General features: G+C 70.0%; 25 protein-coding genes and 2 pseudogenes. 19 read left to right on the top strand and 8 right to left on the bottom strand.

Annotation, left to right across the window (positions count from 1 at the left end):
* Positions 1-59: 59 nt before the first annotated feature.
* Together OG948_RS37110 and OG948_RS37105 are read left to right on the top strand one after the other, a co-directional pair.
* Positions 60-269, top strand: a complete 210-nt coding sequence (locus OG948_RS37110) for a hypothetical protein (protein WP_406300474.1) — start codon at positions 60-62, stop codon at positions 267-269.
* Between the two features lie 283 nt (positions 270-552).
* On the top strand, positions 553-963 hold the full coding sequence (locus tag OG948_RS37105) for a hypothetical protein (protein WP_331769380.1): 411 nt from the start codon (positions 553-555) through the stop codon (positions 961-963).
* A 56-nt stretch (positions 964-1,019) separates the two neighbouring features.
* On the opposite strand, the gene OG948_RS37100 is transcribed toward OG948_RS37105, so the two are convergent.
* Positions 1,020-1,244 (bottom strand): hypothetical protein, encoded by a 225-nt coding sequence (locus OG948_RS37100; protein WP_331769379.1) that lies wholly within the window; start codon positions 1,242-1,244, stop codon positions 1,020-1,022.
* A 65-nt stretch (positions 1,245-1,309) separates the two neighbouring features.
* Here OG948_RS37100 and thpR point away from each other — a divergent pair, with 65 nt between their 5' ends.
* From thpR to OG948_RS37080, 4 genes are all read left to right on the top strand, one after another.
* On the top strand, positions 1,310-1,957 hold the full coding sequence (gene thpR, locus OG948_RS37095) for an RNA 2',3'-cyclic phosphodiesterase (RefSeq protein WP_331769378.1): 648 nt from the start codon (positions 1,310-1,312) through the stop codon (positions 1,955-1,957).
* A gap of 14 nt (positions 1,958-1,971) precedes the next feature.
* Positions 1,972-2,265 carry a S1 RNA-binding domain-containing protein gene (locus OG948_RS37090; RefSeq protein ID WP_331773419.1) on the top strand — a complete coding sequence of 98 codons (294 nt, stop codon included), beginning with the start codon at positions 1,972-1,974 and terminating at the stop codon, positions 2,263-2,265.
* A 216-nt stretch (positions 2,266-2,481) separates the two neighbouring features.
* On the top strand, positions 2,482-3,402 hold the full coding sequence (locus OG948_RS37085; RefSeq protein WP_331769377.1) for a nitroreductase/quinone reductase family protein: 921 nt from the start codon (positions 2,482-2,484) through the stop codon (positions 3,400-3,402).
* Between the two features lie 372 nt (positions 3,403-3,774).
* Positions 3,775-4,641 (top strand): hypothetical protein, encoded by an 867-nt coding sequence (locus OG948_RS37080; RefSeq protein ID WP_331769376.1) that lies wholly within the window; start codon positions 3,775-3,777, stop codon positions 4,639-4,641.
* Between the two features lie 346 nt (positions 4,642-4,987).
* Here the strand turns inward: OG948_RS37080 and OG948_RS37075 are convergent, their stop codons facing one another.
* Positions 4,988-5,551: a hypothetical protein gene (locus OG948_RS37075; protein ID WP_331769375.1), complete on the bottom strand. Its 564-nt coding sequence runs from the start codon at positions 5,549-5,551 to the stop codon at positions 4,988-4,990.
* Positions 5,552-6,371: 820 nt separating this feature from the next.
* Here OG948_RS37075 and OG948_RS37070 point away from each other — a divergent pair.
* From OG948_RS37070 to OG948_RS37055, 4 genes are all read left to right on the top strand, one after another.
* A complete protein-coding gene (locus tag OG948_RS37070) occupies positions 6,372-6,782 on the top strand; it encodes a thioredoxin family protein (RefSeq protein ID WP_331769374.1) in 411 nt (136 codons plus the stop codon).
* A gap of 29 nt (positions 6,783-6,811) precedes the next feature.
* Positions 6,812-7,303: a hypothetical protein gene (locus OG948_RS37065; RefSeq protein ID WP_406300473.1), complete on the top strand. Its 492-nt coding sequence runs from the start codon at positions 6,812-6,814 to the stop codon at positions 7,301-7,303.
* 830 nt (positions 7,304-8,133) lie between these two features.
* A complete protein-coding gene (locus OG948_RS37060; RefSeq protein ID WP_331769372.1) occupies positions 8,134-9,330 on the top strand; it encodes a hypothetical protein in 1,197 nt (398 codons plus the stop codon).
* A gap of 778 nt (positions 9,331-10,108) precedes the next feature.
* Complete coding sequence (locus OG948_RS37055) at positions 10,109-11,050, top strand: GNAT family N-acetyltransferase (protein ID WP_406300472.1); 942 nt, start codon at positions 10,109-10,111, stop codon at positions 11,048-11,050.
* A 2,564-nt stretch (positions 11,051-13,614) separates the two neighbouring features.
* Here the strand turns inward: OG948_RS37055 and OG948_RS37050 are convergent.
* Entirely contained in the window at positions 13,615-13,779 is a 165-nt protein-coding gene (locus OG948_RS37050) for a trypco2 family protein (protein WP_331769369.1), read from the bottom strand.
* Between the two features lie 404 nt (positions 13,780-14,183).
* On the opposite strand from OG948_RS37050, the gene OG948_RS37045 reads away from it, so the two are divergent.
* Positions 14,184-14,321: a hypothetical protein gene (locus tag OG948_RS37045; protein ID WP_331769368.1), complete on the top strand. Its 138-nt coding sequence runs from the start codon at positions 14,184-14,186 to the stop codon at positions 14,319-14,321.
* 104 nt (positions 14,322-14,425) lie between these two features.
* Here the strand turns inward: OG948_RS37045 and OG948_RS37040 are convergent, their stop codons facing one another.
* The 3 genes and pseudogenes from OG948_RS37040 to OG948_RS37030 form a co-directional block, all read right to left on the bottom strand.
* The gene (locus OG948_RS37040) at positions 14,426-14,908 is read right to left on the bottom strand and encodes a hypothetical protein (protein ID WP_331769367.1); all 483 of its coding nucleotides are present in this window, start codon (positions 14,906-14,908) and stop codon (positions 14,426-14,428) included.
* 239 nt (positions 14,909-15,147) lie between these two features.
* A pseudogene (locus tag OG948_RS37035) lies at positions 15,148-15,283 on the bottom strand (IS5/IS1182 family transposase); the annotation flags it as partial.
* A 175-nt stretch (positions 15,284-15,458) separates the two neighbouring features.
* Positions 15,459-15,854: a hypothetical protein gene (locus OG948_RS37030; protein ID WP_331769366.1), complete on the bottom strand. Its 396-nt coding sequence runs from the start codon at positions 15,852-15,854 to the stop codon at positions 15,459-15,461.
* Positions 15,855-16,303: 449 nt separating this feature from the next.
* Here OG948_RS37030 and OG948_RS37025 point away from each other — a divergent pair, with 449 nt between their 5' ends.
* The 6 genes from OG948_RS37025 (at position 16,304) to OG948_RS37000 (ending at position 23,064) form a co-directional block, all read left to right on the top strand.
* On the top strand, positions 16,304-17,284 hold the full coding sequence (locus OG948_RS37025; RefSeq protein WP_331769365.1) for a DUF4158 domain-containing protein: 981 nt from the start codon (positions 16,304-16,306) through the stop codon (positions 17,282-17,284).
* Positions 17,285-17,458: 174 nt separating this feature from the next.
* Complete coding sequence (locus tag OG948_RS37020; protein WP_331773418.1) at positions 17,459-19,042, top strand: Tn3 family transposase; 1,584 nt, start codon at positions 17,459-17,461, stop codon at positions 19,040-19,042.
* Between the two features lie 101 nt (positions 19,043-19,143).
* On the top strand, positions 19,144-19,680 hold the full coding sequence (locus tag OG948_RS37015; RefSeq protein ID WP_331769364.1) for a hypothetical protein: 537 nt from the start codon (positions 19,144-19,146) through the stop codon (positions 19,678-19,680).
* Between the two features lie 690 nt (positions 19,681-20,370).
* Complete coding sequence (locus OG948_RS37010) at positions 20,371-20,742, top strand: hypothetical protein (protein WP_331769363.1); 372 nt, start codon at positions 20,371-20,373, stop codon at positions 20,740-20,742.
* A complete protein-coding gene (locus tag OG948_RS37005; RefSeq protein WP_406300471.1) occupies positions 20,739-21,911 on the top strand; it encodes an AAA family ATPase in 1,173 nt (390 codons plus the stop codon). The genes OG948_RS37010 and OG948_RS37005 overlap by 4 nt, the downstream gene beginning before the upstream one ends.
* 316 nt (positions 21,912-22,227) lie before the next feature.
* Complete coding sequence (locus tag OG948_RS37000; protein ID WP_331769361.1) at positions 22,228-23,064, top strand: recombinase family protein; 837 nt, start codon at positions 22,228-22,230, stop codon at positions 23,062-23,064.
* A 128-nt stretch (positions 23,065-23,192) separates the two neighbouring features.
* On the opposite strand, the gene OG948_RS36995 is transcribed toward OG948_RS37000, so the two are convergent.
* Entirely contained in the window at positions 23,193-24,095 is a 903-nt protein-coding gene (locus tag OG948_RS36995) for a LysR family transcriptional regulator (protein WP_331769360.1), read from the bottom strand.
* A 189-nt stretch (positions 24,096-24,284) separates the two neighbouring features.
* Between OG948_RS36995 and OG948_RS36990 the strand changes: the two genes are divergently transcribed.
* Together OG948_RS36990 and OG948_RS36985 are read left to right on the top strand one after the other, a co-directional pair.
* Positions 24,285-24,578, top strand: coding sequence for a DUF1330 domain-containing protein (locus tag OG948_RS36990; protein WP_331769359.1), 294 nt, complete (start codon positions 24,285-24,287; stop codon positions 24,576-24,578).
* A gap of 209 nt (positions 24,579-24,787) precedes the next feature.
* Positions 24,788-25,581 (top strand): annotated as a pseudogene (locus OG948_RS36985) (Tn3 family transposase); the annotation flags it as partial.
* 156 nt (positions 25,582-25,737) lie between these two features.
* On the opposite strand, the gene OG948_RS36980 reads toward OG948_RS36985, so the two are convergent.
* Positions 25,738-26,109 carry a MerR family transcriptional regulator gene (locus OG948_RS36980; protein WP_331769358.1) on the bottom strand — a complete coding sequence of 124 codons (372 nt, stop codon included), beginning with the start codon at positions 26,107-26,109 and terminating at the stop codon, positions 25,738-25,740.
* Between the last annotated feature and the right edge of the window lie 28 nt (positions 26,110-26,137).

Raw genomic sequence — 26,137 nt, 5'->3', positions numbered from 1 at the left:
GGCAGCGGCGTGGCGCACCCGCCTCGAACACGATCTCGGCGGCTCGACTCGAACAGGCGGTGCTGATCGCCACCACGCGCAACCCCGGTGATGACGGCGCCTTGGCTCTCGACTACCGGACTGATCCCTCGGATCCCCGCGGCGTCGGCAGTGACTTCCGGACGGACCCCCTTCTGTGCCAATGGCGGGTCGTAGCACCGACCTCGGCCGTCTCGCCTCACGTTGTCGGCCACCTGCCGATGCAGCCGATGGCCGACAAGATGAAGTGAGGCAACGGCAACGTCGTGTGCGACGGGACGGACACCCGCCGTCTCGCCTGAGGGTGTCCGACCCGTCGCAGCGAAGTTGGTCGACCGGCTCGCGCTGACTTGCGCGGACTGGATTGGATGAGACGGCTGGGGGTCGGCGGTTTGCCTGTGGGTGACCCCCGACAAGTGATCTTGACCGTTCGGTGGGTCCACGAGCAGGCCGTGCTCTTCTCGAATTCAGTCGCACCGGGATCTGCGGCCGCGAGAAGATCGCGACAGCAGGAGCAGGACGTGAGGAGCCCAGGTGACTGGCCAGACAGCGAAGATCGCATCGCTCTGTGAGTGCGGCAGCGCGGCGGTGCGGCAGGTGAACCAGTTCATCAACCACGGTGAGCTGTGGTGGGATGCCGAGTTCTCTTGCGACGGCTGCGGTACCCATCTGTGTGAATATGCCGGGCGGGGGACAGCTCCTGATGATGTGCGGGAGGCCCTGCTCGCGGCGCATGGCCCGGCCAGACTGCGGTTGGTCCCTCCGATGCCAAGCCTTGTCCCGGCTCTGAAGGTCTTCCGCGAGGTCTCGGCCGTGTCGTTGTCGCAGGCTCGTGAGCTGGTCGAGAACCTGAGCCACGATGGTGTGGCGGGCACGTTGCCGGAGATGGAGTTTCTGAAGACTCGGCTGCAACTCCACGGGGTTCCAGTCGACATCGATCGGTAGCTCTGCCCGAAGGCGTGGAGTCACCCGTCGGCCGTGTTCGAGGCCACTCGGGACCTTCAACTGCCCCGAGCAGCCTCCGCTGCTTCGAGCGGATACCAGTCCCGCGTGACCATCCAGGACTGGTAATCCCGGAAGATCCCGGCGAGACCGTCCGGCTGTCCTCGCGTGGTGAAGAAGTCGCCGAGAAGTCGGTAGAGCGTGATCACGGCTGCGGCGTCGGCCTGCTTGGTGAGCGGGTGGGTCCAACCTTCCGGAGTGAGGTGGCGGACGAGTAGGGGCAAGGACAGGTGTACCGGGCGGGATGGGGTTGTTCGCGGTCGTGCCGCGGCCGTGTTCTGATGGATGGGTGAGCGAAAACGGCTCCATGCGCTTGTTCGTGGCGCTCGTGCCGCCCCCCGAAGCGGTGGCGGAATTGCGTCGCGCCGTCGACCCGATCCGCTCCCGGTACGAGGGGCTGCGCTGGACCGGGCCCCAAGGTTGGCACCTCACTCTCGCCTTTCTCGGCACGGTGGAGCCGAAGACCCGGATCGAGTTGGAGACCCGGCTCGCCCGCGTCGCCGCACGCCATCCGCCGCGGAACCTCACGCTCACCGGCAGCGGCCGTTTCGGCGATCGCACCCTGTGGATCGGGATCCGGGGCGATCGGCGGGCGATGGCTGCCCTGGCCGTGGCCGTACGGCGCGCGGCCGGCAAATGCCATATTCCGATCGAGGACCGGCCGTGGCACGGTCACGTGACTCTGGCCCGCGTCACCCAACCACGCGGGGCGGGCGGGCGGCGCCCTCGGGGCGGCGCGCTCACCGCCCCGGCGGCCGATCTCGCCGGATTCGACGGGGTGGAATGGACCGCGGCCCGGCTGCACCTGGTGCGGAGCGTCATCGGCAACGGCCCGGCCCGGTACCACGACGTGGCGACGTGGCCGTTGGCGGGCAGGCTCTCGTCGCACGTCCGCGCGGGAAAGCGGGATGGTGCCGAGGAGTCCCGTTCGAAGTGAGCGCTGCCTGAGACATCGGCGGGCTTGACGGGATGGTGAGCGCCGCGAACCTGTCGTGGGCACGCTTCGATCATTTCTCCGAGGTCGCCCGCGTCGGGCAGTCGGTGACCGTCGTGGTTCTGGCCATCGACCGGGATCGCGAACGGGTGTCGTTGTCGTTGAAGGATCCGGAGCCGGATCCCCTCGTTGCCTTCGCCCGGTCCCGATTCGGCGAGGAGGTCCCGGGGATCGTGGACAGGATCATTCCGCCCGGGGTGGTGGTCCGTCTGGACGCCGGGGTCCACGGGCTGGTGCCCGCCGACGACTGATGTCGGTCGACATGGAGGGATTGCCAACCGCTCCCGGGTCCCTCTCGGTGGCCATCGAGGGCAGGCGTTTCACCCGGGCGACGGTCGAACCGACCGGAGACCGGACTCGGGGCGAACCTTGACCGGTCCCAGTGTCGGCACTTGACGGCGACCGGGCCTTGCCGAGGATTGATTATCCGCATAACGTTATCCGTATAACTAACCGAGGGGGATCCCGTGGACTTCGCGTACGCCGATGAACTCAATCAGGCGGTTCGTCTTCTGAGCCTGCGTCACCGGACCAGGGCCGCCGCGTTGTTGGCGCCGCTCGGGCTGCATCCCGGGCAGGAGGTATTGCTCCTCGAACTCGCCCGGACCGGGCCGATGATCCAGGCTCGGATCAGCCAGGCGATCGGGTGCGAGCCGCCGAGCGTCACCATCATGACCCGCAAGCTCGAAGCCGCCGGTCACATCCGTCGCACCCCCGACGCGTCCGACAAGCGCGCGAGCGTGGTCGAACTCACCGACGGCGGCCGGGCATTGGCCGAACAGGTCAAGCAGGTCTGGGTCGCCTTGGCGGAGGAGACCGTGGTCGGCCTGCCCGCCGGCACGGCCACCGAACTGCCCGGCCTTCTCAGCGCCCTGACCCGCAACGTCGACACCGGGCGCCCCGCCGACCCGGCGGGCGCGGTCGGACTCACCGGGGAATACGAACCGAGCGGTCTGGCGTGGGTCCGCGACCACGTCGACCGGGTCCACCGCACCGGCACAACCGACGGCGTCACGATAAAGGACCTGCCCACGGTGCTGATGACCTACCGGGGCGCCAAGACCGGCAAACTCCGCAAGACCCCGGTCATGCGCGTCGAACACGAAGGCCGCTACGCGGCCGTCGCGTCCAACGGTGGCACGGCGACCAATCCGCAGTGGTTCGCCGGTGTGCTCGCCGAGCCCGTCGTCGCGATCCAGGACGGGAGGACCACCCACACGTACCGGGCGCGCGAGGTCTCCGGCGACGAGAAGGCCCAGTGGTGGGCCCGCGCCGTCGACGCGTACCCCGACTACGCCGAATACCAGCGCAACACCGACCGCCGGATCCCGGTCATCGTCCTCGAACCGCTGGTCGGGGACCTTCGGGCTGGATTGACCCGATCGTGATCCGAGCTCGGAACAGGCCTGGAGGCGACGGCCCTCCCGACTCGGGCGAGGTTCCGGCGGCCCCGGGACGGCCCTCGCTCGCGCCGGAGCACCGCCGTGGTCACGGAGCGCTCTACGATGCGGTCAATCGCGGCCGGATCGACAGTACTGCGAGTGCGGTCGGGTCCAGGCTCTCGCAGCATTCGAGCAATGGGGGCGACGCGCCGAAAAGGTTTGTCACGCGTTCGGACGTCGACGATGATCGCCTCATGACGACCAGAAAGGGCCATGCCCTCTAGGCGCCCCGCTCCCCTCTCCAGCGCTCGCGCGCCGCCGACCGCCGCTCACCGCAGCGCCCGTTGGCCGTGACCACCCACCCAGGAGAGCCCGCCCGTGCAGAAGATCGCCCTCATTCCCTACGCCCACCTCCCCCGAGCGCACCACGACCGCCACATCCTGACCAGTACCGTCGACGTCTTCGGCGCCGCCCACTGGCTGCTTGCCGAACGCGCTCCGCAGCCCGGCGGCGATGTCCTGCCCTTCGACGCCCTGGTCGTCTCCGTCCATCCGGGCGGCAACGTCGAACTCACCGAGCTGAGCGCCGTGCGGGCCCGCTGGCCGCACCTGGACCGCCTGCCCGACGGTGGGTTCGTCGTCGCCGCGTCTCGCGCCCGCCGGTACGAGGACGCGAACCAGGTCCAGGTCTTCGACGCGCTCGGCCGCGAGACCTCGTCCTTCTCCGTCGGGGACGCCATCGAGCACCTGCTCGTGGACGAAGCCGGCCATATCTGGGTCGGGCACTTCGACGAAAACCCGGCCGGAATCCGCCGCTGGAGCGCCACGGGTCGGCTCGCCTGGACGTCGGACGGCACCCGTATCCCCGGTCTCTTCGACTGCTACGCCCTGAACGTGTCGGGCACCGCCGCCTGGGCGTGCCCATACACGGACTTCCCGCTCGTCGAGATACGCCCCGACCGCCCCGCCCGGCCCGTGACGGTGCGGGCGAACCGCGTACGGGGCGCCCATGCGGTGGCCGTCCACGGCGATCGGGTGGCCTTCTACGGCGGCTACGGCGAGGAACACGACCGAATCGCCCACGGAGAGCTCACCGAAACATCCGTCGAGCCGACGGACGTCGGCCTGCTCACCCTGCCCGATGGCCTCGCCCCCGGCCGCCGGCGGGTCGTCGGCCGAGGAAGCAGGATCCACGTCCAGGCCGAGCCATTCACCGCGTGGGGCGTGTTCGACCTCAGCAGCTGATCCCGGCACCGGAAAGATCGTTTCGACCCGGCCGCCGACCATTCGACGGCCAGTCCCGCAAGGAGCCTGCCACGGCACGCGCCGGCGGGTGTCAGACGGTCTTCGACCGGTTGATCGAAATCTTCAACGAGCAGGTGCCCGGCGCTCTTCTGCTGCGCCGATCCCTTAACGCCGGGGTGGGACCCACGGTCGAGGCGTGGGTTCCACTGCTCGACACGAGCAGGCGGTCCGGCTTGCACTCGGTGTCACCGTCGGGACGATTCCGAGCATCGGAGTTGTCCATGCGCGCCAGGTACCGGGCATGGCGGAGTGCGCCGGTTGCGCGGTGTTTCGACGTGAACGTGCGCTATCCGGTGTGGACTTGCGTGGCGGGTTGTCGGGCGAAGGTCCATGCCGGGTGTTCCGCGAGGAGGAAGGGGAGGTGGCCGGTCCAGGCGGTGTCGGGCAGGGGCGAGGGTTCGTGGATCAGGACGTCCCCGGTGGCGTCGATGTCGAACCCCCAGGCGAAACCGACCAGCGGAACGACGTGGCGTTCGATGGTCTCGGTGATCGGAGTCCAGGCCAGGAAGGTGTGCGCGAGCCAGGACATCGGCCTGCGGTCGAGCCGGGCCGGGGAATCGAACAGGGTCGGGGCCAGGCCGAAGTAGCAGTAGGGCGAGCGGGAATCGGGGAAGAGCACGAACGGGTCCATCTCGAACGCCGCGCCGCCCGTGGCGCCGTCGGTGGAACGCACCAGTTGGACCCAGCCGAACATGCCGTCGTAGCCGCGTCCGGGATAGGCGACTCGGGCGGTCAGACAGGGGAAGTCCCGGGCCTCGGCGGTCTGTCCGATCGCGGCGGGGTCGTCGACCCGCTCGACGGTCGCCTCCACCGAACCGGTTCTCTCCTCGCGAACGAACGGCAGGATCATGCCCTCAACCTGCCAGACGTCATCAGCCACCCACAAGGACGGGGACGGCGTGAACCTTGGAGAAAGAGCACCTGTGCGGCATCCGTGCCGACCCGCCCCCGCACCCCCGCGACGCCCACGCTGCGCGCACCCCCACCCGCCGGCCCTGCCGTGTCCGCCACGACCCCGCAGACGGTCGTACGCGAACGCGTCCCAGACCCGGCGGCGCATCGACGCCACCACGGCCCGCACGTCGAGCGGACCACCCACCCGATCCTCGAAATCCCCGTCGCCCGCGAACGCCCGCTCGATCGCCCGATACACCGGATCGTCCCGCCATCTCGTCACCCCGCGACCCCTCTCGAATGCATCTGCCCGGCCCCGCCGGCCCCACCCCGCAAAGGCAGCTCGCGCCTCCACCACCCACGACCTGTCATCGGGCGCCATGTTCCCTCCCGGAGCGCCTGCCATCCTTCGCGCTCGAGTGACGCGCGCGGCGTGTTGGCGAAGGGAAAAGCCACCAGAGTCCGACGTTTCGTATTCCCGCCTCCGTCTGCCAGGGCCCCAGGCGCGAACTCCATTCGTAGTACTGGTAGTTTCCGGCGACCATTCTCAGCAAGGGGGATACGTGCGCGGCCTGCGTCCATGCCTGACAGCCGTCCTGTCGGCGGTGTTTCTTACTGCGGGGTGCGGCGCGAACGAGTCCGCCGACAGCCCATCGGCCGAGGACGGCGCCGCAGCCCCCGTTTCCCGAGCGGCGGTCCCGTCCACGTCCGTTCCGACGACATCCAAAGGTCCTCTCGGCGGGGCCGGTAACACGGCGTCTCCCGGAGTCTCGACGGTGCCGGACGGGTTCGACTCCACACGCGACGCGGACGCCGACATCCGTACCGCGCTGGCGACCGCCGCACAGAGTGATCGCGCGGTGTTGATCGACTTCGGCGCCAACTGGTGTCCGGACTGTCGGGTCCTGCACAACCTGTTCCGATCCCCGCAGGTGGAACCGCTGTTGGCGAAGAACTACGTCGTCGTCCGGGTCGACGTCGGCGAGTTCGACCACAATCTCGACGTCGCCGCCCGCTACCTCGACCTCGCGACGAGCGGAATCCCCGCGTTGGTCGTACTCGCGGCCGACGGGAGCGTACGCACCGCCACCAACGACGGGTCGTTGGCCAACGCCCGCAGTTTGAACCCGGGGCAGGTCGCCGAATTCCTGACCCGCTGGGCACCCGGCAACGCGGGGCGGGAATGACGACCCGCCCGCGCCGGCACCGGTCCGCCATGGCGTCGGCGTGCGTGGCGGCGACGGTCGTGGCGTTGTGCGGATGCGGATCGACGCGGGCCCCGACCCCGGCCCCGCCCACGGCAAGTGTCACCGCGAGCGGCGTCACCGTCACCGCCACGCTTCGCCCGCCACGCGAGGACCGGCGCGACCTCGAGGTGACGTTCACCCCCCAACCGGGCTTCCACATCTACAGCGTCGACCTCCCGGCGGGGGGAATCGACGGTCTGGGCGTCCCGACCCGCATCGGAGTCCGGGGCGACCTCGCCGCCGACGGCGCGCCCGCGACCGGGAGTTCGACCCGGCTCCTGCGGCTGACGGGTCTCACGACCGAACTCCCCGTCTACCCGGACGGTCCGGTCACGTTCACCCTGCCCGTGCGCCGAACGGGCGGCCACCGCGCCGAAGTGGTCGTCACCTACGGCGCGTGCAGTGCGAACGCGTGCCTGAAGCCGGAGGCGGACAAGGCGATCCCCCTCGACCTTCGCTGACGCGAACCGCCGTGCGCGAGAGCGGCATCCCTGGGCCGGGGCAGGCAAGCGCAGCGGCGCACGGCGACGAAAACCGCCATCATTCGAGCCGGCCCGCAGCATGCGTCCGCCGCTGCGCCGCCGCCGGGGTGTCGCGTCGTCCTCACCCCGGGCTCGTGGCCCCGTTGGTGGCCGGGTGGTCTCGTGGTGGGGATGATGGTGCGGTCGTGGGGGTTGACGGGCATCGGGTGCGGTTCGGGGTGAGGTTCGAGTCGGGTGGGTTTCCGTTGGTGGTGCCGCGGTCGCCGCTGGAGTTGTGGGCCTACCGGGCGAGTCATTCGAGGATGGTGTTCCGTCGTCGGACGCAGTACGGGATCCGTTACGAGGACGACCGGGTCCTGGACGTGTGTTTTCGGGATGTGCGGAAGGCGATGATCGAGCCGTACGTTCCGGGTGCGGTCGTGGGTCCGCTTGGATGTGCCGCCGCCGGGTGAGGCGCCGGTGCCGGGACACCGTCGGGCGAGGTATTGCTCCGTCACGGGCATCAGCGCCCTGCACGGGCGGCGCTGCCGAGCACTGGGTCCTGTGCGGGAGTGTGATGTGGGCGTGGCCGGACATCGGGTGGGACGATCCCAGCCCGTTCACGGACGACGCCTTGATGGACTCCCTTGACACCGCGCCTGGCGCGGCCGGCTCCACCCGACCACGTGAGGTTGCCGCGGGCGTGCGATGCCGGGTGTCGGTGGCGCCGGCTACGCCGCGCATCCGCCGGCCCGGGGAGGGTCGGGGGGAGTGTGAGGGCGCGTCGAGGGTCGAGGTCGCGCCGGGCGGGATTCGGGGGTCGGGCGGGGATGGACGACGGTGTCGACGCGAAGGCGCTGCACGAGGCGTGGAGCGAGTCGTTGCGTCAGACGTGGAACGCTGCGGAGCGGGTGGATGAGCACTGGTCGCAGCGGTGGGAGGGGACCGACCGGGACGTGCGCGTGGTGGTGGCGCGGATGCCGGTCGAGGTGCGGGACGGTTTCGCCTACGGCCGGGTTCCGTGGGGCCGGTTCGCCCACGCCTACGGCACGGGCGTGGACGTTCCCGACCTTCTGGAGTGGACGCGTTCCGCCGACGTCGTGACGGCGCGGGAGGGCCTGGGGTCGTTGGGGAATTCGATCTGCCATCAGGGCACGCGCGGTTCGGTGGCACCGCTGACGGTCCCGTTCCTGTTGCGGATCGCTGCGGACCGCACCGCGCACACCCGCGCGGGCGCGCTCCGGTTGGTGGCGGTCGTGGCGCGCCGCAACTTCTGGGACGACGGGTCCCGCGCCGGTCTGTTGCGGGCCGCCGATCCCGACGACTCCTGGCACTTCGACGTGGGCGGCTACCTTCAGAACTGGACGGTCGAGGCGGCGCGCGACGCGATCGCCGCGGACGCGCACATCCCGATCGCGCTCCTGCACGACCCCGAGCCCGACCCCGCGATACGGGAGGCGGCCGGGTACGCCCTTGCCGCGGCATCGGGGCGAGCGCGGGAGATCTCCACCGCCCTGCACACACGCTTGGGCGTCGAGGAGGATGCGCGCGTGCGCGCGGGCCTGGTCCTGGCGATCGCCCAACTCGCCCACGAACACGACCCGGGCGACACCGCCGCGTTCGCGCGCGCCCTGTGGTCGGATCCGACCGGCCCCGCGGAGGTGAGGGTGAGTGCCGCGTTGGGGTGGCTGTGCCTGGTCGACGATCCCGTCCCCGACGCCCTGCGCGCCGTGATCGAGGAGAGCGTCACCCCCGAACTCCGTGAGTTGTTGTCGCCGTCGCCCTGGATGCGGCAGGTCGAGGACACCGGCGTCGACGGCCTGTCGCACACCCTGTGGCAGATGCTCGACCCCGACACCTGGCCCGGCCCCGCACCCGAACCCTGCTTTGATGTCGTGTGCCGGAGATTGCGGCGCCCGGGGTCCGGTGGTGGTCGTTTCCCGGGTACGGCCGGGGCATTCATGCTCCCGGGAGCCTCGGCTCGCCGCCGGATGCGACGCGTTTCTCGAACGCGGGAGCGATCGTGAACGGAGCAGCGCAGGGCGGGCATTGCGCCGTTCGAAGGCAGTGGCCGCTCGATCCGAGCGGGGCCGCTGCCGCAGCCGTCCGAAGCGCTGATCCTCACGGCGAGCGAACTCCACGCCGGTTACTACAAGGGCCGGGACCCGGTGTACGGCTATCGCAAGTACGACGGTCAGTCCACTGCAGACCCCACCTACCCGGACCGACGCCGCAGGGCCATCCCATGGCATCCGTGGAGGGTGGCTCTCATCCGCGACGCGAGGTCGGCGTCCGTCCATCAGTGAGGTCTCCTCTGCGAGTCGGCCTCAGGCCGCGGCCGGCTCTGCACACCCGGTCTCCTGGAACGTTAAGACGCCCCGCGTTGTCCGGACGGACTGCTACCCGGGCGTGCGCCTTCGACGCGTTCCTCCCGGAGACCGCCAATCCCGGCAGCCGTCCGAAATCTCGACGGCCTGCCTTCGGTGGGGCGGGGGCTCTGGGCACCGCGAATTCCGGCGCATCGCGGCTCCTCTCCTCGCAAATACGCGAGGGGTCCGCGAATCCACCCCGCAATACGACCCGCTCCGAGTCCCCGGCGGTCGACCTTGCAGTCCCCCGAGGTCGCCGCCCCTGATCACGTGACCCAAGGCCCGACCGACGCGTCCCGGACATCGATCTCCGACATGACGGACAAGTAGCGGGCACGTACGTCGAATACGAGGCGTGCCGCGCCGACGCGACGGGCGCGAACGGTCGCGAACAATTCGCTGGGCCGACCGACACCGTCCTGACATCATCTCGACCATGATCGACGACTTGCCAAAGGGATTGACCGTGCGCCATCCGGTCGCCGAGGATCAGCCACGGATCCTGGCGGTGCTCGATGCCTGGTGGGGCGGCTTCCAGGGGGAGGCGGGCTCCCGAGAGCGCGCCCTGCTCCTGCCCCGGCTGTATTTCCAACACTTCGCCACGACCAGCTACCTCGTCGAACGCGAGGGCGAACCGGTCGCGTTTCTGGTGGGGTTCCACTCGCAGAGCCGACCCGATGTGGCGTACATCCACTTCGTGGGCGTCGACCCCGCCTGGCACGGACGCGGGATCGCGAAGGCCCTGTACCTGGGCTTCTTCGACCAAGCCCGCGCAAGCGGCCGGCGACACGTGCACAGTGTCACCAGCCCGGGCAACGCGGGCTCCCGACGATTCCACGAACGGCTCGGCTTCGAGACACTGCCCGACGCCGGCGATCCACCCGTCCAACCCGACTACGACGGTCCCGGTCTCGACCGGGTCGCGTTCACCCTGGACCTCACACGACACCGGGAATCCGGCCGCACCGGCGACGACACCGCCGGAACGGACGCGAACACCCGCCCCCGTCCCGTACTTCGGCTCACCCTCCTGGACCACGTGTTCGCGTTGGACCATCTCGCCGACGACCGCGAACCCCGCGACGACGCGTGGCACGCCCTGGTCCGAGCGCCCGAGGGGCTGACCGTCGTGCGGAACGCCTCCGCCGACACCCCCGCGGCACAGCGCTGGATCGGTCTGTACGACGCCGACGCACAGCACGGTCTGGACGTGCCGGGGCTGTTGGCCTCCCTCGTCCAACCCCTCGCCGAGGCCGCGGTGCCGGTGTTCGTCTGCTCCACGTACCATGCGGACCTCCTCTTGGTGCCCGACCCGCACCGCACACAAGCCCTCGACGCCCTGCGCGCCGCGGGCCACGAGGTCGTCGACACTCCCTGACGCCGCAACGGCCCGCCGGATCGAACGCGACGGCATCCTCGAGGTGCTCAAGCAGCGGATGTTCGGCGTGCCGGCTCCAAACCGCAACACGAACGCGTACGGCTCACCTGACCCGACGGAACATGTCCGGCTGCTCCAGAAGCCGGCGGGTCGCCGAACCCCCGCTCTGGGAATCCGCCGAGCCGTACGCGGCAGGCGACGGATCCGTCTGCCACGACGCCCGGGGACGTCGACGATCGGCAATTGCCTACCGTCCGGCCGACACCACACCGGACGACGGGTGAACGGCTTGGGGGAGCAGGTGGAGTTCGAAGGGTCCGTGGCACTCCGAGATCTCGCGGCCGACCACGGCCCCGCAGGGGCAGGCCTGGTTGGGCGGTCCCTCGCCGGGGGATCCGCAGCACCCGGGCGGCTCGCCGGGTGCCTGGTGCCAGATCAGGCCGGGTGCGTCGTCCGGATGCAGAACGAAGGTGTTTCGAGGGCCGGCCGACACGACCACCACCCCCGTCCTCGTTGCTGATGCACGGCCCTCCCGGGTACGCCGGGGGAAACTCGTCCTGGTCGTCCGCCGGCACGAAGGGCGTCCCGTGCGGCTCCGGGTCGACTGCGTACGTTCCGCAAGGCATCGTGGCCGCCGCCCGCCGCCCGCCGCCCGCCGCTGCCCGCCGCCGACCGTCCACGAGCTCTCCATCGAACCGATGCCTCGCGGGAACGACCGGCAGGAGATCGGCGGGGACGGTCAGGGCCTCATCACAGGCGGCGCACCGAAAGATCGTCATCGTGTCCCCGTCTACCGTGATGTCCCGCCCACCACAACGGATTTCCGATCCCCTGAGGGGCGACGCCGCTCAGCCCGCGAACACCACGGAAGCCGAGCCGAAACCGCTCCGTTCCGCCAAGTGGCCCCGCATCAAGTCGGTGTCAGGGGCACGGGCGGCGGCGACCACAGCCGAGCCAGGATGGAGCTGCCCGGCCGTCACCAGAGCACCCGGCGTACGGGCATCGGTACCGTCGAGCTGAGCCCGACCGGAATTCTGCAACCGACGGCACGCTTCCGGTCCGGGAGACCGCCGCCCCTGCGGCCGTACGTCGGGCGTCACGCTGCCTGAACCGCCCGACGATCCGAACGCCTGCTACCGGGAACTCGGTTCCGACTGGCACCGGCGGCATCTCAACCCCGTCCGCAAGACCCCGCGACTTCGTCCGGCGGCTCCGGGCCCTCGCCCGCCGGGTCACCCTCGAACCCACGGCCGCCTGACCGACCTCATCCCGATACTCGGGCCGCCCATGGACCGGATGCTGCCGTCTGCCTGGTTGAGCATTGATTTTCCGATCAGCTGCAGAGCCAAGCTCGGGAAGGGGCCGGGGTTCAGTCCCGGGCGGTCGCAGCGGGCGGCCCCGGGCCGGCCGGCGCCCGGGCGGGCCGGGCACCCCGATCGTGTCCAGGACCGGCTCGAATTGCGGGCTGTCACCACGCTGAGCAGCAGCGACCTGTGCTTCTGACCCTGCTCGCAAGCCGGATGACCTTCGCGGTGAAGCCGCCTGAGACCCGCCCGGCCCGAGGCCCTCGGGCGCGACGGCTACCCCGCCCGGCGGCTCTTTCCGTACAGCGCCGTGCCGATGGGCGCCGGCCGCGTGCCGAAGGGCCCGGCGGATTGTGGGGTCGACGTCGACCTCCCAGATGATCAAGTCGGTCGCATCAGCTCTTGCCTGCAACAACGTCCGTGGTTGGGCCCATACGCCCCGACGTTGCCACGCGGAAACAGCCGGTGCACCGTCTGCCACGACACATACACGGACGGTGGATCCGGCCACGGCACCCCGGTTCGGAGCCGCACCGCACACCGTCCACCGACCGCCGACAGCGCGCATGGCTGTCATCGTGAGGGGGCAACGACCGACCGCTCGGACGAGAGGACCCGAAACCCCGGGCACCGCGGCCTACTTCACTTGAAGCGTCGGGGACTGGCAACGGAGCATGCGTCCCCGCGCCAGTCCCCGACCCTACTCGGACACATCCGACTTCATTGGGGAGCAGATGGTTGGGGGCGAGCAGGGCCTGGGCGATGAAGAAGGATGCCAAGGACGCGGCGGTCATGATGACCAGGGTGACCGCGCCGAAGGCCGTGCACTTGGAGCCGCGTCGTCCGCCCCGCCCGGTGTGCCACGCCACCGCACCCGTCCCGCGAGTCCGCTCGCGCGAAGGTCGTCCACCAAGACGTCGCCGGCGACGTCGGGGACGTCGTGGGCACAGGTCAGGGCCGGCCGCACGCCGACGACATGCGCCGACACCCGACACCCGGCGCTCGACACCCGGCGCTCGGCGCCCTGCACCACCACCCGAGTCCGTTCCACTTCGAACTCCCACCATCCGACCGATTCCCGACCCGACCCCCGATTCCTCAGTGCAGGCACTCACCCTCCGATGCCGGCAACACGCTCTCGGGCACGGTGTCCGCCGAGATCAAAAGGTCGTCGCCGTCGGGTCGTTGCGGCGTCAGCGATACCTTCACCCGCTGTGTGCGGGTGTGCGCGACACCCGCGCCGGCGTCCGCGGAGACGACTCATGCCTTGAAGCCCGCCTTCACGGTGGCGTCGAGCTTCAACTCGACCCCGAACTCCAACTCGATCGGCCCCACCACGAATTCCACCGCCGGTGCCCCCGCCCCGGTCGCCCGCGCCGCGGCCGCCGTCAACTCGTCCCTCAACGCGGCCACCGCGTCCGCCAATTCGACTCCACGACGATCCCCCTCGTGCCACTGCCAGGAAGGCACAGCGCTAGAACCGGGCCGCGCGGCGTGTCCGGCGAAGACCCTCACCGGTACACACCCGCAACACCCGGGCCCACGAGGATTTCGGGGCCCGAGGATCCGGCGGGGTCACCGGTCGCCGAAGCGCGTCCACACACGTACACGCCCGGGCGTCCGGGCCGATCCGGCACCGGTTCAGGGCGATCACCCGGCCCAGCGAGGGCGGTTCGAGCGCCGGAGCCGTTTCCGCAGCGGGCCGTTCCGGGCGTCATGGAGCAAAGCCCGGGGCACCGTGCAGGCCACGTGCCGGACCGCCCCCGCCGGGGCTCCGTTCCGCCGGGACGGGCAGGCTCCCTGATCCTCCGACCCTCGCGGGTGTCGTGGTGTCGGCGGATGTCGTTCGCGGCGCCCCCGAAGCCGAGGACCCGAGGGCGGTCGAGGAGATCGAGGCGTTCCGCGTCGAGTTCCGGCTTCGCCCGGCCGAACTGCTTCGCTGGGAGGAGTACTTCGACGCTCCCTGACCGGCGACGCGAGGTTCCACGCACATCGAGGGCTACACGATCAGTGCCCGCTTCTGCTCCCGGCTCGGTGAGCAGGGCCGGCGCGGTCGGTGGTTGAGCCGTGCTCATCCGAAGCGTGCGGTGCGCCAAGAGGTCTCGTATAGCCGGCGGGAGAACGTGAGGGTTCCGATGGAGTCGTAATTCCAGTCGCGGTAGATGTTTCGCAGGTTCGACCACGTCACGGTGTCTTCTCCGGCGGTGATCGTCGCGGTCAGTGCCCAGCAGTCGAAGATGCCGCAGTCGCAGCCGAGCAGTATGGTCTCGCCTTCCTCCGCGCCGTGCGGGACCATGTCCGGTTCTCCGCCGAGGAGGTGCTCCAGGGAGAAGCCCTGGGCGTACATGTACGTTCCGGCGAGCAACGGTGCGGGTTCCGGAGCGAATTCGTGGGCGCGCTCCGCCTGTTCCGCCAGGGCGTCGGGAAGTTCCGCGCGGCGGACGAGTTCCAGGAACGAGACGCCGTCGATCAGGTACTCCAACACCTCGAAGCTCCCGCCCTCGACCGACCATTGGGGGGCGTAGGGGACCCTGCGGAATTCGATTGAATGCATGCGCCGACGCTAGGGCCACGCGTTCACTACCGCCGTGAATCGCGTCGATCGCGCCCCCGTTACAGGGGCAGGTTCGGGGCCGGTTGGAGGCATGCGCCGCTGTCGGTGTGGGTGATCGGATGCCGGGTCGAGGGGTGTCGTGGCAGGGTGAAGGGGCCGGTGATTTGGTGGGAGCCGGGTGGCGGTGGTCCGAGCGACCGTCCGTCCCTGTGGTTTTCTCGGGATGCCGGCTAATTCGTCCGTCGGGACCACCGGCGGGTGATGAGCCTGGTCATGAGCGTGATGGCGCCCCGGGTGATCAGCGACTCCGTGTGCTGGACGAGCCGTTCGTAGTGGCGGGCGTGTCGGCGGGGGCATGACCCAGGCGACGAACCGGACGTGCCGGCGCTCGTTCGCGCATCGAGGGCCCGCCTCAACCTGCTCTCGATCCACCCGTGGCGCGACGGCAACGGATGCATGTCCCGCGCGGTGCACACCCTCGTTCCGGCCCGTGACGGAGTCCTTGCCCCGGAGTTCTCGAGCATCGGGGAGCGGCTCGGCGCCGACGTCTTCAACGCCCGCGCGTACTACGCCGCGCTGCGCTCCGTCCAGGCCGGATCGTGGCAACCACGACGCGACGCGCACTCCTGGATCCGGGTTCTGCCTGCCCGCCCATCACATCCGGGCCCGGGAGGTCCGGCCTCGCTTCGAAACCGCTGCGCGCCCGTGGTTCCGACTCGAAGCGATCCCCCGCCGGCACGGCCTCGACGAAGGCACCGTCTCCGTCCTGCACGCCGCCATCGACAACACTCGGCGCCGCGCCGGCCACCAGGCCGAGGAAGCCCTCACCCGCGGCGACCAGGCCCTCGGCGCCCTGCGCCACCTGGACCTCGTACAAGCCGTCGGGCACGCCACCCACCACTACGTCGCCGGCCCCGCAGTAAGCCGCGCCCGCACCGAAGTCCACGCGGACCTCTACCGCGAGCCCTACCCCGACTGGCGGGCGGGGCAGGCCGCGGCAACACCGCCACGCGATCGACTCGGCCTTGACGCGGGTGACTCTCCCGAGGGCGGCGGTCTGCCCCCCACCCGCGTGGGGGCTTCGCTGCCCCCCGCCGCAAGCAGGGCCGCGCGAGGCACCTTCGTGCTTGGCTCGACGACCACCCGCCACCCCCGCAGGCGTTTTCGGCGGGGCGGCGATCTGGGTGGGGTATCGAAAGGTGGTACCAGGAGGGCGGAGGAGATACGTACGGAAGGGGCCATTCGTCGACGGAGAGTCACCGGACGATCGCGGGTGTACCTCACGCCGTGGGAGACTCGGCGCGGCGATACGATCATGATTTTTCCGCGTGTGTGACGCAGGGCCGTCGGTGGCCTGTGGGTTCGACCCGCGCTGTGGTGGTGGGGGCGTGGACGTTGACGACGATCGAGCGGACCGCGTACCCGTGTTTCAAGCGGCTGATCTCGACCCGGGAACTGGCGGAGTTCTACACCCCCTCGGTGGACGAGGCCCTGTGGGCTCGCGAGCACACCCGCAACCAGCCGCACCACCTGTTGGCGTTGCTGGTGATGTTGAAGTCCTGTGCCCGCCTGGGTTGGTTCCCGCGTCCGGAGAAGGTGCCGGCCGTCGTGGTCGAGCACATTCGGGAGTGCGCGGGGTTGCCGGTGGGCACGGTGGCGGGGCTCGGCCCGACGCGGACGGCGAAGCGTTATCGGGAGGCGGTCCGTTCCCGGTTGGGGTTGGCGTTCGATCCGGACAAGGGCCGGTTGTTGGCGGCCGAGGCGATGGAGCGGGCTGTGGTGATCAAGAGCCACGGCGCGGACCTGGTCAACGTCGCGTTGGAGGAGATCGTCCGGGCGGGGTTGGAGTTGCCGGGGTTCTCCACGTTGGACCGGATGACGGGCACGATCCGGACCCGGACCGACAACGGCCTGCACGCGCGGATCGTCGCGGCCATGAGCCTTGAGGCGCGGGCGCGTTCGGCCTCGTTGCCCACGGTCGCGGCCGGGGAGCGCACCAGCGGTTTTGACGCGTTGAAGACGCCGGCCCACAAGGCGACCCGGTCGCGGTTTCGCGAACTCGCCGAGCGGATGGAGTGGTTGGACGGACTCGGCGACACGGTCGCCTGGACGGCCGGGGTCGCGCCGGCCAAGACTGCGGCGTTCGCCGCGCAGGCCCGAGTGTTGTCCGTGGGTGAGATGTTGGACATCGTCGAGCCCAAGCGGACAGCGATGGTCGCCTGCCTGGCCGCGGAGGCCCGCGCGGGGCAAGGACGATCTTGTGGTGATGCTCCGCAAGCGCGTCGCTCGGCACCAGAGACGTGCTCAGGAGGAGTTGGAGGAGCTCCAGGCGCGGCACAAGTCGCTGACCGAGCAGTTGATCCGGTCCTATCGTGATGTGCTCGACGTGCTGCGGAGTTCGCCGGACGGGCGGTGGCGAGGTGGGCACGCTGGACGATGCGTTCACGCCGGCCGAGGCCCGCGCGGTGGTCGAACGGGCGGGCGGGTTCGACGCCCAGCTCGCGGACATCGAGGCGGTCGCGGCTCACGCCGGCGGGAAACACGCCGTTGGTGGAGCGGTTCTTCCGGGTCGACCGGCCGACGATGCTCAAGCCGGCCACGAAGCTCACCTTCACCGCGACGTCCGCCGATCGCGCGGTGTTGAAGGCCTTGGACCACGTGGTCGCGCACTGGAACCTGACCCGCGATCACATCTCCGACGTCCCGCTGTCGCCGACAGGCGGCGAGGACGGGGAGGTCGAGCGGTTGGACCTGTCGTTCGCCTCGAAGAACTGGTTGCGGACGGTCCACGCCAAGGACCGGCCCGGGATGTCGGCGCGTCGGCACTTCGAGGCGATGATGTTCTGCCATCTCGCGGAGGAACTGCGTTGTGGGGACATCGCGGTGGTCGGTGGGCAGGAGTATGGCGACTGGACGAAGATGTTGCTGCCGTGGGAGGAGTGCGAGCGGTTGTTGGACGAGTTCTGCGCGGAGGCGGGGCTGCCCGCGGACGCGAGGGCGTTCACCGAACAGGTCAAGGCGCGGTTGACCGAGGCGGCCGAGCGGGTCGACGCCGGATATCCGGACAACTCCGACCTGGTGATCGACCCCTTCACCGGCATTCCCTCGCGCAAGCAGCGCCAGGGCATCGATCGCACCGCGTCGGCGATCGCGTTGGAGGCGGAGGTCTCCCGCCGGCTCCCGGAACGCTCGATCCTGGAGGCGTTGGCCCGCTCCGCGCACTGGACCGGCTGGTGGTGCCGACTCGGTCCATGGTCGGGCAGCGACCTCAAACTCAAGCCCCCGCTGCCCCGATACGTCCTGACGGCCTTCACCTACGGATGCAATCCGGGCCCCGCGCAGGCCGCTCGGTACCTGCGGGGGACGGTGACGGCGCACGAGCCTGCCGCGATCGCGCAGCGGCACACCACGGCGGCGAACCTGGGCCGGGCCGGTGCGGATATCGTGGACAACTTCATGGACCTGGACATCACCACGGCCTGGGGCGACGGGTCCGCGGTCGCGGTGGACGGCACGATGATGGGCGCGGTGATCGACAACCTCCTCGCCGAGACGTCGATCCGTTACGGCGGTTACGGCGGCATCGCCTACCACCTGGTCGCGGACACCTACATCGCGTTGTTCTCCCGGTTCATCCCCTGCGGGGTCTGGGAGGCCGTCTATCTGATCGACTCCCCGCTCGCGAACACCTCGCAGGTCAAACCCGATCGGGTGCATGCCGATACGCAAGGCCAGAGTTTCCCTGTCCTCGGTCTCGCGCACGTCGTGGGCATTGATCTCCTCCCGCGCATCCGCAACTGGCAGGATGTGAGCTTCCATTGCCCGGACGCGAAGGCGAAGTACACGCGAACGCCAGGAGAAGGCGGTGAAGTTCCTCGACCTGGTCGCGGGCTCGGTCATCTTCTCCAGACGATCCGCCGCTTCGGCGACTACAACACCGACGGACTCCACAGCCCACCCGCACCCGTCGACCCCCACCTCGACATCACCATTCCGCCAAAAGTCGTCGCGGCCATGAGCGCGACACGAGGGCGCGTACGGCCTTGTTGCCACGGTCGCGGCGGGGGAACGCACCAGCGAGTTCGACGCGTTGAAGACGCGGGCCCACACGGCGACTTGGCCGCGGTTTCGTGAACTCGCCGACCGGGTGGAGTGGTCGGGCGGGACCCAACTCGAACGGGCAACCGAAGAACGCGGAATCAAATCGTCATTCGAGAGAACGAAGGAGCGTCCCCATGAGTCGCAGTCGCCGCGAGGAAGCCCAGACAAGGCGTCTGGGCCGCAGACTGAGGGGCAAGCGCGGTCGCAGGCGTGGTCATGCCATACACCTGTTCTGGCCGTCGATCGGTTCCCTGGAAGTCCTGGAGTGGCGACTGACCGAGCCGGGCCGCCCGGAGGCGCAACGGCTCCTGGAACGCGTCATGGAGGCGCTGGGCTGGAACATGACCCTCGTCTACGGCGTGGACCTGGGGCCGCGGGAAGGCGCGACCTTCTTTTCCCAAGCCGCTCTGTTGTTCGACCGACCCTCCGGGCTCGCCGTCACCCACGGCCACGACGATCCGGACCCGTCCGACCCGCCGGACAGCCCCGAATACGCACGCCTGCACGCCGCGCTCGCCGCGCTCGAACGGCAGTGGCGCCACGAACTCCCGCCCTACCCCACACGCATCGCCCTTCGCGACGTCCGCGAGCGTCGCGAAGGGCAACTCCGGGCACTCTTCGACTCCTTCACCGCCACCCACCCCGGCCTCACCGCCACCATCCGCCGCTGAGCAACACCGCCGCTGCCGCTCCGTGAGCCAGGACCCGGGGGAGACGTGCCCGTGCGGGTTCCGTCGACCCCGCCGACGTCACGGAACGTGAGGAAGAAACAGGCCGCTGGGGTTGCCTGATGCCGACTTGACCGTCGCGCGCCTGCGCGGTGCGTTCGAATGCGGGACGCCGTGTGGGTTACGACGCCCCGCACCGATCCGACGGCCGGCTTCGCAACCGCTATGTGGACCGCGCCCATTCCAGGTTGGCCCGCACCATCGCGATCAACGGGTGACCGGGGTCGAGCACCCGCTCGCTGTCCGTCAGGGTGTGTTCGTACGGCGGGATCACCCGACCCAGGTCCCCCGAGAGCGGCGACGTCCGGGTCCCGGCACCGACACGGGAGTGACGACCCGCCCGACCCGCCGCCTGCACACTCCGGCAGCGCCCGCTCGGAGATCCACGGTTGTCCGGAGCTGTCGAGCAGAACCGCTGGTCGGCCCGCTGATCGTCGAAGTCGGTTGGTCATGTCGCCGGACGGCGGTCGCCCGGCCGATGCGTCTGTGTCGACTGGATGCCGCAGTTGCCCCCGGCCGGAGACCGGCCTCGGTACCTGTTCATTGCCCGTGTCACCGCCTCTCTCCGAGCCCGGTCGCGATCGTGTCGTCGTCGGCGGGACTTGATCATGCTTGTGGCCCGACCATGGGTGCATGACGGGTTGGCGGAAGGCGTGTCTGGTGGTCCTGGCGGTCGTCGGTGTGGCGGCGGCGGTGGGGTTGGTCGTGTTGCCGGCGATCACCGATCTCGACACGGCGGCCGCGGTGGGCAGCGTGATGGGGGCGGTGGCGGGTGCCGCGTCGACCTGGGTGTCGGTGGCGGCGTTGCTGCGCTCCGGGTCGACGACGGTCCACGCGGACGGCGGGTCGAACGCGGCGGGCGGTGACATGCGCAATCCCTCGGCCCGTGACACCGGTGTGGGCTCCGGGTCGCCTGTGGCTCCGGGGCCGGGTGTGTTCGCGTCGGGCGGGTCGAACGCGTCGGGCGGGGACATGAGCGATCCGACCGCGCACCGCGGCCCGTGACATGGTGGCGCCGCCGCAGGCGGCCCGCCGAAGCCGACGCCCCCACCGCGGCGGCGGGTGTCTCGGCGACCGCGGGGTCCAACGCGGCCGGACGCGACATGTTCAACCCGGTGGCGATCCGCGCCGAGTACGCGCTGCCGGCGGAGGCGTACGCGCCGATTCCCGACGACGCCGCCCACCGGGGGGTGTCGAACATTCGCCGTACCGTGCTGTTCGTCGGCCGCGACGGCGAACTCGGCGCGCTGGAGGCGGCGTTCGGCCGGGTCGGTGAGGTCGTCGTCCACGCGGTGCACGGGCTGGGCGGGGTCGGCAAGTCCGCGCTCGCCGCACACTGGGCCGCGACCCGGGGCGAGACGGTGCGGTGGTGGATCACCGCCGACGACACGACGAAGATCGACGCGGGACTGGCCGCGCTCGCGCGGGCCCTGCACCCCGGACTTGCCGGGCTGCCCGCCGAGTTGCAGACCCAACGCGCCATCGCGTGGCTCGCCGGCCACGACGACTGGCTGCTCGTGCTGGACAACGTCGAGGACCCCGCCCACATCGACCCGCAGCTCGACCGCGTCGCCGGACGGGGCCGGGTCCTGATCACCACCCGCCGCGCGACCGGCTGGCACCACCACGCCACCACCATCCGCCTGGGCGTCCTCGAACCGGCCGACGCCCTGGACCTGTTCACCCGGATCCTCACCCACCAGGGCCCACGCGAGACCGACGGCGCCGACGCGGTCTGCGCGGAACTCGGCCACCTGGCACTGGCCGTGGAACAGGCCGCCGCTTACTGCGCGGAGACCGGCAGCGGCCCCCGCGCCTACCTCGACATGCTGGCCCGATGGCCCGCCGCGATGTTCGCCGCCACCACCGCGGGCGGCGACTCCGAACGCACCATCGCCCGGATCTGGCACCTGACCCTCGACCGCATGGCCGACACCCCCCTCGCCGGGGAACTGCTGCGGATCCTGGCCTGGTACGCCCCCGACCAGCGCGTTTGTGGCGGCGGGGGACCTGGGTCGGGCGATCCCGCTGTACGAACACACCCTGACGGACAGCGAGCGGGTGCTCGACCCCGGTCACCCGTTGATTGCGATGGTGCGGGCCATGCTGGAATGGGCGCGGTCCATATAGCGGTTGCGAAGCCGGCCGTCGGATCGGTGCGGGGCGTTTCATAGCTGTTCGCCTGTGAAACATGCCGACGGCTCGCGCTCGACCTGCGCGTCCTCTGTTTCATGAGTCGTTGCAAACGACAGGACATCTGAAACGCACCCATAAAACAGTTCAGGGTGTGAGCGACGACTTCACGCGCGTGGAAGCGCACGACTGCCCGATGTCCTCCTGCACGGCGCCGGCCGGCTCGCCGTGCCGCACCGGCAAGGGCAGAGTGGCGATCGAGTACCACACCGCCCGGTTCCGCCTGGTGCCCCAACTCGCCAAGGCCCTCGCGGTGACGACCCCGGCCGTCCGCCGGCCCGGCTCCGCCTGGACCGAATGCCCCGCCCGGCGGACGCGGGTACCGCACCGGTCGGACACATCCGCCTGGGATACGCGCGAGCGTCCACCGCCCGCCAATCGCTGGACACCCAACTCGACTCCTTCGCCGAGGCGGGCGTGACCCGGGTGTTCTCGGAGAAGATCTCCACCCGCGCCACCCGGCGCCCCGAGTTGGACAAAGCCGTCGGTCTGGCCCGCGAGCTGCGTGCCTCCGGTACCCGGGTCACCCTCGTGGTCCACGAGCACAAACGGCTCGGCCGCGGCCTCGACCTCGCCGCCCTCGCCGAGGACCTGAAGGCGAGCGACGTCGGACTGGAGTTCCTGACCGGTGAACTCCAGGGCTCGCACGACCCGTCCGGCGTGGTGTTCACGGTGTTGGCGGCACTGTCGGGGGTGGAGCGCGAGTACATCCGCGACCGCACCCTCGAAGGCCAGGAATCCGCCCGCAGACGCGGCAAGACCATCGGCGGCGCCGGTGTCGCCGACGACCACATGGTGTCCATGGCCGTGCACCTGCGCGAGCAGGGGATGAGCCTGCGCGACATCGTACAGAAAACGGTGCTCCCCGAGTTCTTGAGCACATCGACTTCTGACACCGTTTTATGGGCATGGTCCGGCGCCGATCCCGGCCTCGGGGAGCGATGGAACCGTGGTTGGCGTCAAGCATTGACCGACGTCATGGACGCCGTTGACGGCGGGCGTTCCCGCCGGTTACCCGTGCTTGTCCGGTTCGGCGTCGGCGAAGGCGCGGTATCCGCCGAGATCTCGGGCTGGGCGAGGACGTCGCCGCGGTGTACGACTCGGACCGGACCCGGGGCCATCAGCGGATGCTGATCCGCCGGTGTAGCGAGGTCGTGTCGGACATTCAGCAGGACCGCCGTCGTCATCACCGCGAAGTCCGCCGGGCGTAAGGTTTTCGGCCTCGCCACCGCAGGCGTCCGTCTCGCTTGACCTCTTGCGCGTCAGTCCGGCAGCCAGTGCAGCTCGTGCGCCAGGGTTTTGGCGACGGCACGGATGCGGCGGTGAAGTGGCGACTGCTCGCGTGGGAGGACCAGGTGGATCGTCAGGCTGGGCGCGCCTCGCAGCGGTCGCCAGGTGAGACCGGCCGGTTGTGCCGTGACCGCGGCTTCTCCGGCCGGGGCGAGGGTGACCCCGTCGCGCAGGTCGTGCTGAGACATGTCGAACGAGACTGCGGGCGTGTGGAATCGGGGGTGTGGTCGGGTGTCTCGGAACAGTGCGGACAGCTGATCGTGGATCACCGGGTTGGCCGCACGGTCCGAAAGCCGGAGCGGATACGCGGCCGCGTCGGCGATCTCGATCTCCGGGTGTTCGGCCAGCGGATGGTGCTGCGCCAGCTGGACCCCGGCGCGCTCACGCCGCAGCAGGAACCGGCGCACGCCACGGCCCGGCTGTTCACCGCGGGTGATCCCGGCATCGATGCGGCCGTCGGCGACCGCAGGGGAGATCTCCGGTGTCGCCATCGGGACCGCGCCGACCTCGAGTCCGCTGTTGCCGCGAATCAGCCTGTCCACCAGGGCCGGTGCCGTCTCGGCCCCGGCGCTGAGGCTGTATCCGATGCGCAGCGTGCCCAGTTCACCGGCCGCCGCGCTCCGGGCGGTGTCCCATGCCCGGTCCAGCGCCGCCAGCGCGGGCGGCGCGGACTCCGCCAAAGCCGCACCGGCCGTGGTCAATACGACGCTACGCGTGTTGCGGACCAGCAGGGCCGTACCGAGTTCCGCCTCCAATCGGCGCATCCGGGCGCTGAGTGCGGGCTGTGCGATACCGATCCGTGCGGCCGCGCGGGTGAAGTTCAACTCCTGCGCCAGCACCAGGAAGTACCGCAGGCTCACCGTATCCGGCGCCACGTGCCCTCCCTGCCGATTGATAACGATCCGTTCTGAGCGTATCCCGTACCGGTCTTTCCCTCGACCGCACATCAAGCCCTAACCTGCGCATATGACGATCCAACCGGACCGCAGTACCGGTCGGCGGGATCGATCGATCCGAGTGTCAATTCGAAGTCGGACGTGTCCGGCCGAACACAGGAGGTTTCCATGGCCAAGGGCTACTGGGTCAGTGTCTACCCCGCCATTTCCGACCCTGAGGCGCTGACTGCCTACGACAAACTGGCCGGTCCGGCTGTCCGGGCCGGGGGCGGGCGCACCCTGTCCGTTGGCAGTCGAGTCGTCGCTCACGAGGCCGGAATCACGCAACGCGTCGTCCTGATCGAGTTCGACAGCTTCGAACAGGCCGTCGCGGCATACGAGAGCGAGGCATACCAGAAGGCCCTGGTGGCCCTCCCCGACGGCGTCGAGCGCGACTTCCGCATCATCGACAGCATCGACTGACCGGCGGGCCCAGCCATCGCCGAGCATCCGTCACCTGATACGCACACGGTGCCGAACGACGACTCACGAGACGACTTCGAAGCCATGCCCCGCGTCCCGGTTCGTCGTCGACGTCGTCGACGGCCTGATCCCTGTCGGGCGGATCGAAGAAGCGACGCGACGTCCGGGCCGGCCGGACTGTCTCGCTGACCTCGTCGACGAACCAGTACTACCTGCGCACCGACACCATCGCCGCCGCGAACGCGCGGCTCATCGAAGCCCAGGCCGAGGTCCCGATCGTGCGCGCTACCGGGGCGACGGGCTCCTGGCGTCCGTCGACGGCCTGCGGTTCGTCGTCCGCAAACACGGCATCAACGCCGGGCCGTCGCCGAAGTACTACCACTTCAAACGCGGCATCACCTGGCTGAACGCGGTCGACGACCAGGTCATCGGCATCGGCCGGATGGTCGTGCCGGGCACCCCGCGCGACTCGCTCCACATCCTCGACGCGCTCCTGAACCTGGACGCGGGGGTGAGTCCCGAGATGGTCGCCACCGACAACGCGTCGTACTCGGACATGGTGTTCGGGCTGTTCAAGCTCCTCGGGTTCAACTTCTCGCCCCGCTTCAAAGACCTGAACGACCAGCGGTTCTGGCGCGCGGAGATGCCGGGCGTGCGGACCGGCGACTACGAGCCGCCGGCCGCGCTCGCCCGCAACAAGGTCATCCTCGCCAAGATCACCACCCACTGGCCGGACATCCTGCGCCTCGCCGGGTCGCCGGCCTGCGGGCAGGTCCGGGCCTACGACCTTCTGCGGATGTTCGGCCGCGACGGCCGCCCAACTCCGCTCGGACAGGCGTTCGCCGAGTACGGCCGTATCGCCAAGACCCTGCACCTGCTCGCGGTGGTCGACCCCGTCGACGACACCTACCGCCGCCGGATGAACCGGCAGCTGACCGTGCAGGAGTCCCGGCACAAGCTCGCCCGCGACATTTGCCACGGCAAGCGTGGCCACATCATGCAGGCGACGTCGGTCAATGCTTGACGCCAACCACTGTTCCATTGCTCCCCGAGGCCGGATCCGGCCGTGAAGCTCCGTGAAGCTCCGCGAAGCGATCTTGCTCATCAATCGGTCGGTTGCTGGGCATCTCCGTCCCCAGCCGCGGAGCCCGGCTGCTGATTACCGGGGTCGGCAGCGTTCGCCCGTTCGCCAGTTCGCGGTGGCGGCGGCAATGACGGTGCCCAGCCTGTCCCGGGCGCTCACCAGATCGCCGATCCGGTTGTCAATGCGATCCCGTTCCGCCGAAAGCCGGTCGAGCAGCTCCGGCGTGGCCTCACCGTTCACGACACACGGCAGCAGGTCCGCGATCGACTTGCTCGGCAGCCCGGCGGCGTACAACTGCTGGATCAGCCGGACACGGTCGACCGCGCTGTCCGGGTACTGCCGCTGCCCGCTGGGGCTGCGTTCCGAGGCGAGCAGGTTCTGTTCCTCGTAGTAGCGCAGCGCCCGAACGCTGACGCCTGCCCTGGTGGCGAGGTCACCGATACGCATCATGTCTCTCCGATGTGAGCCGGACCAC

This window comes from Embleya sp. NBC_00888 (genome assembly GCF_045207655.1).
In the GTDB taxonomy this organism is placed as follows: Bacteria; Actinomycetota; Actinomycetes; order Streptomycetales; family Streptomycetaceae; genus Embleya.
The sequence above is the reverse complement of the archived record's forward strand: the minus strand, read 5'-3'. Positions and strand labels throughout refer to the sequence as shown.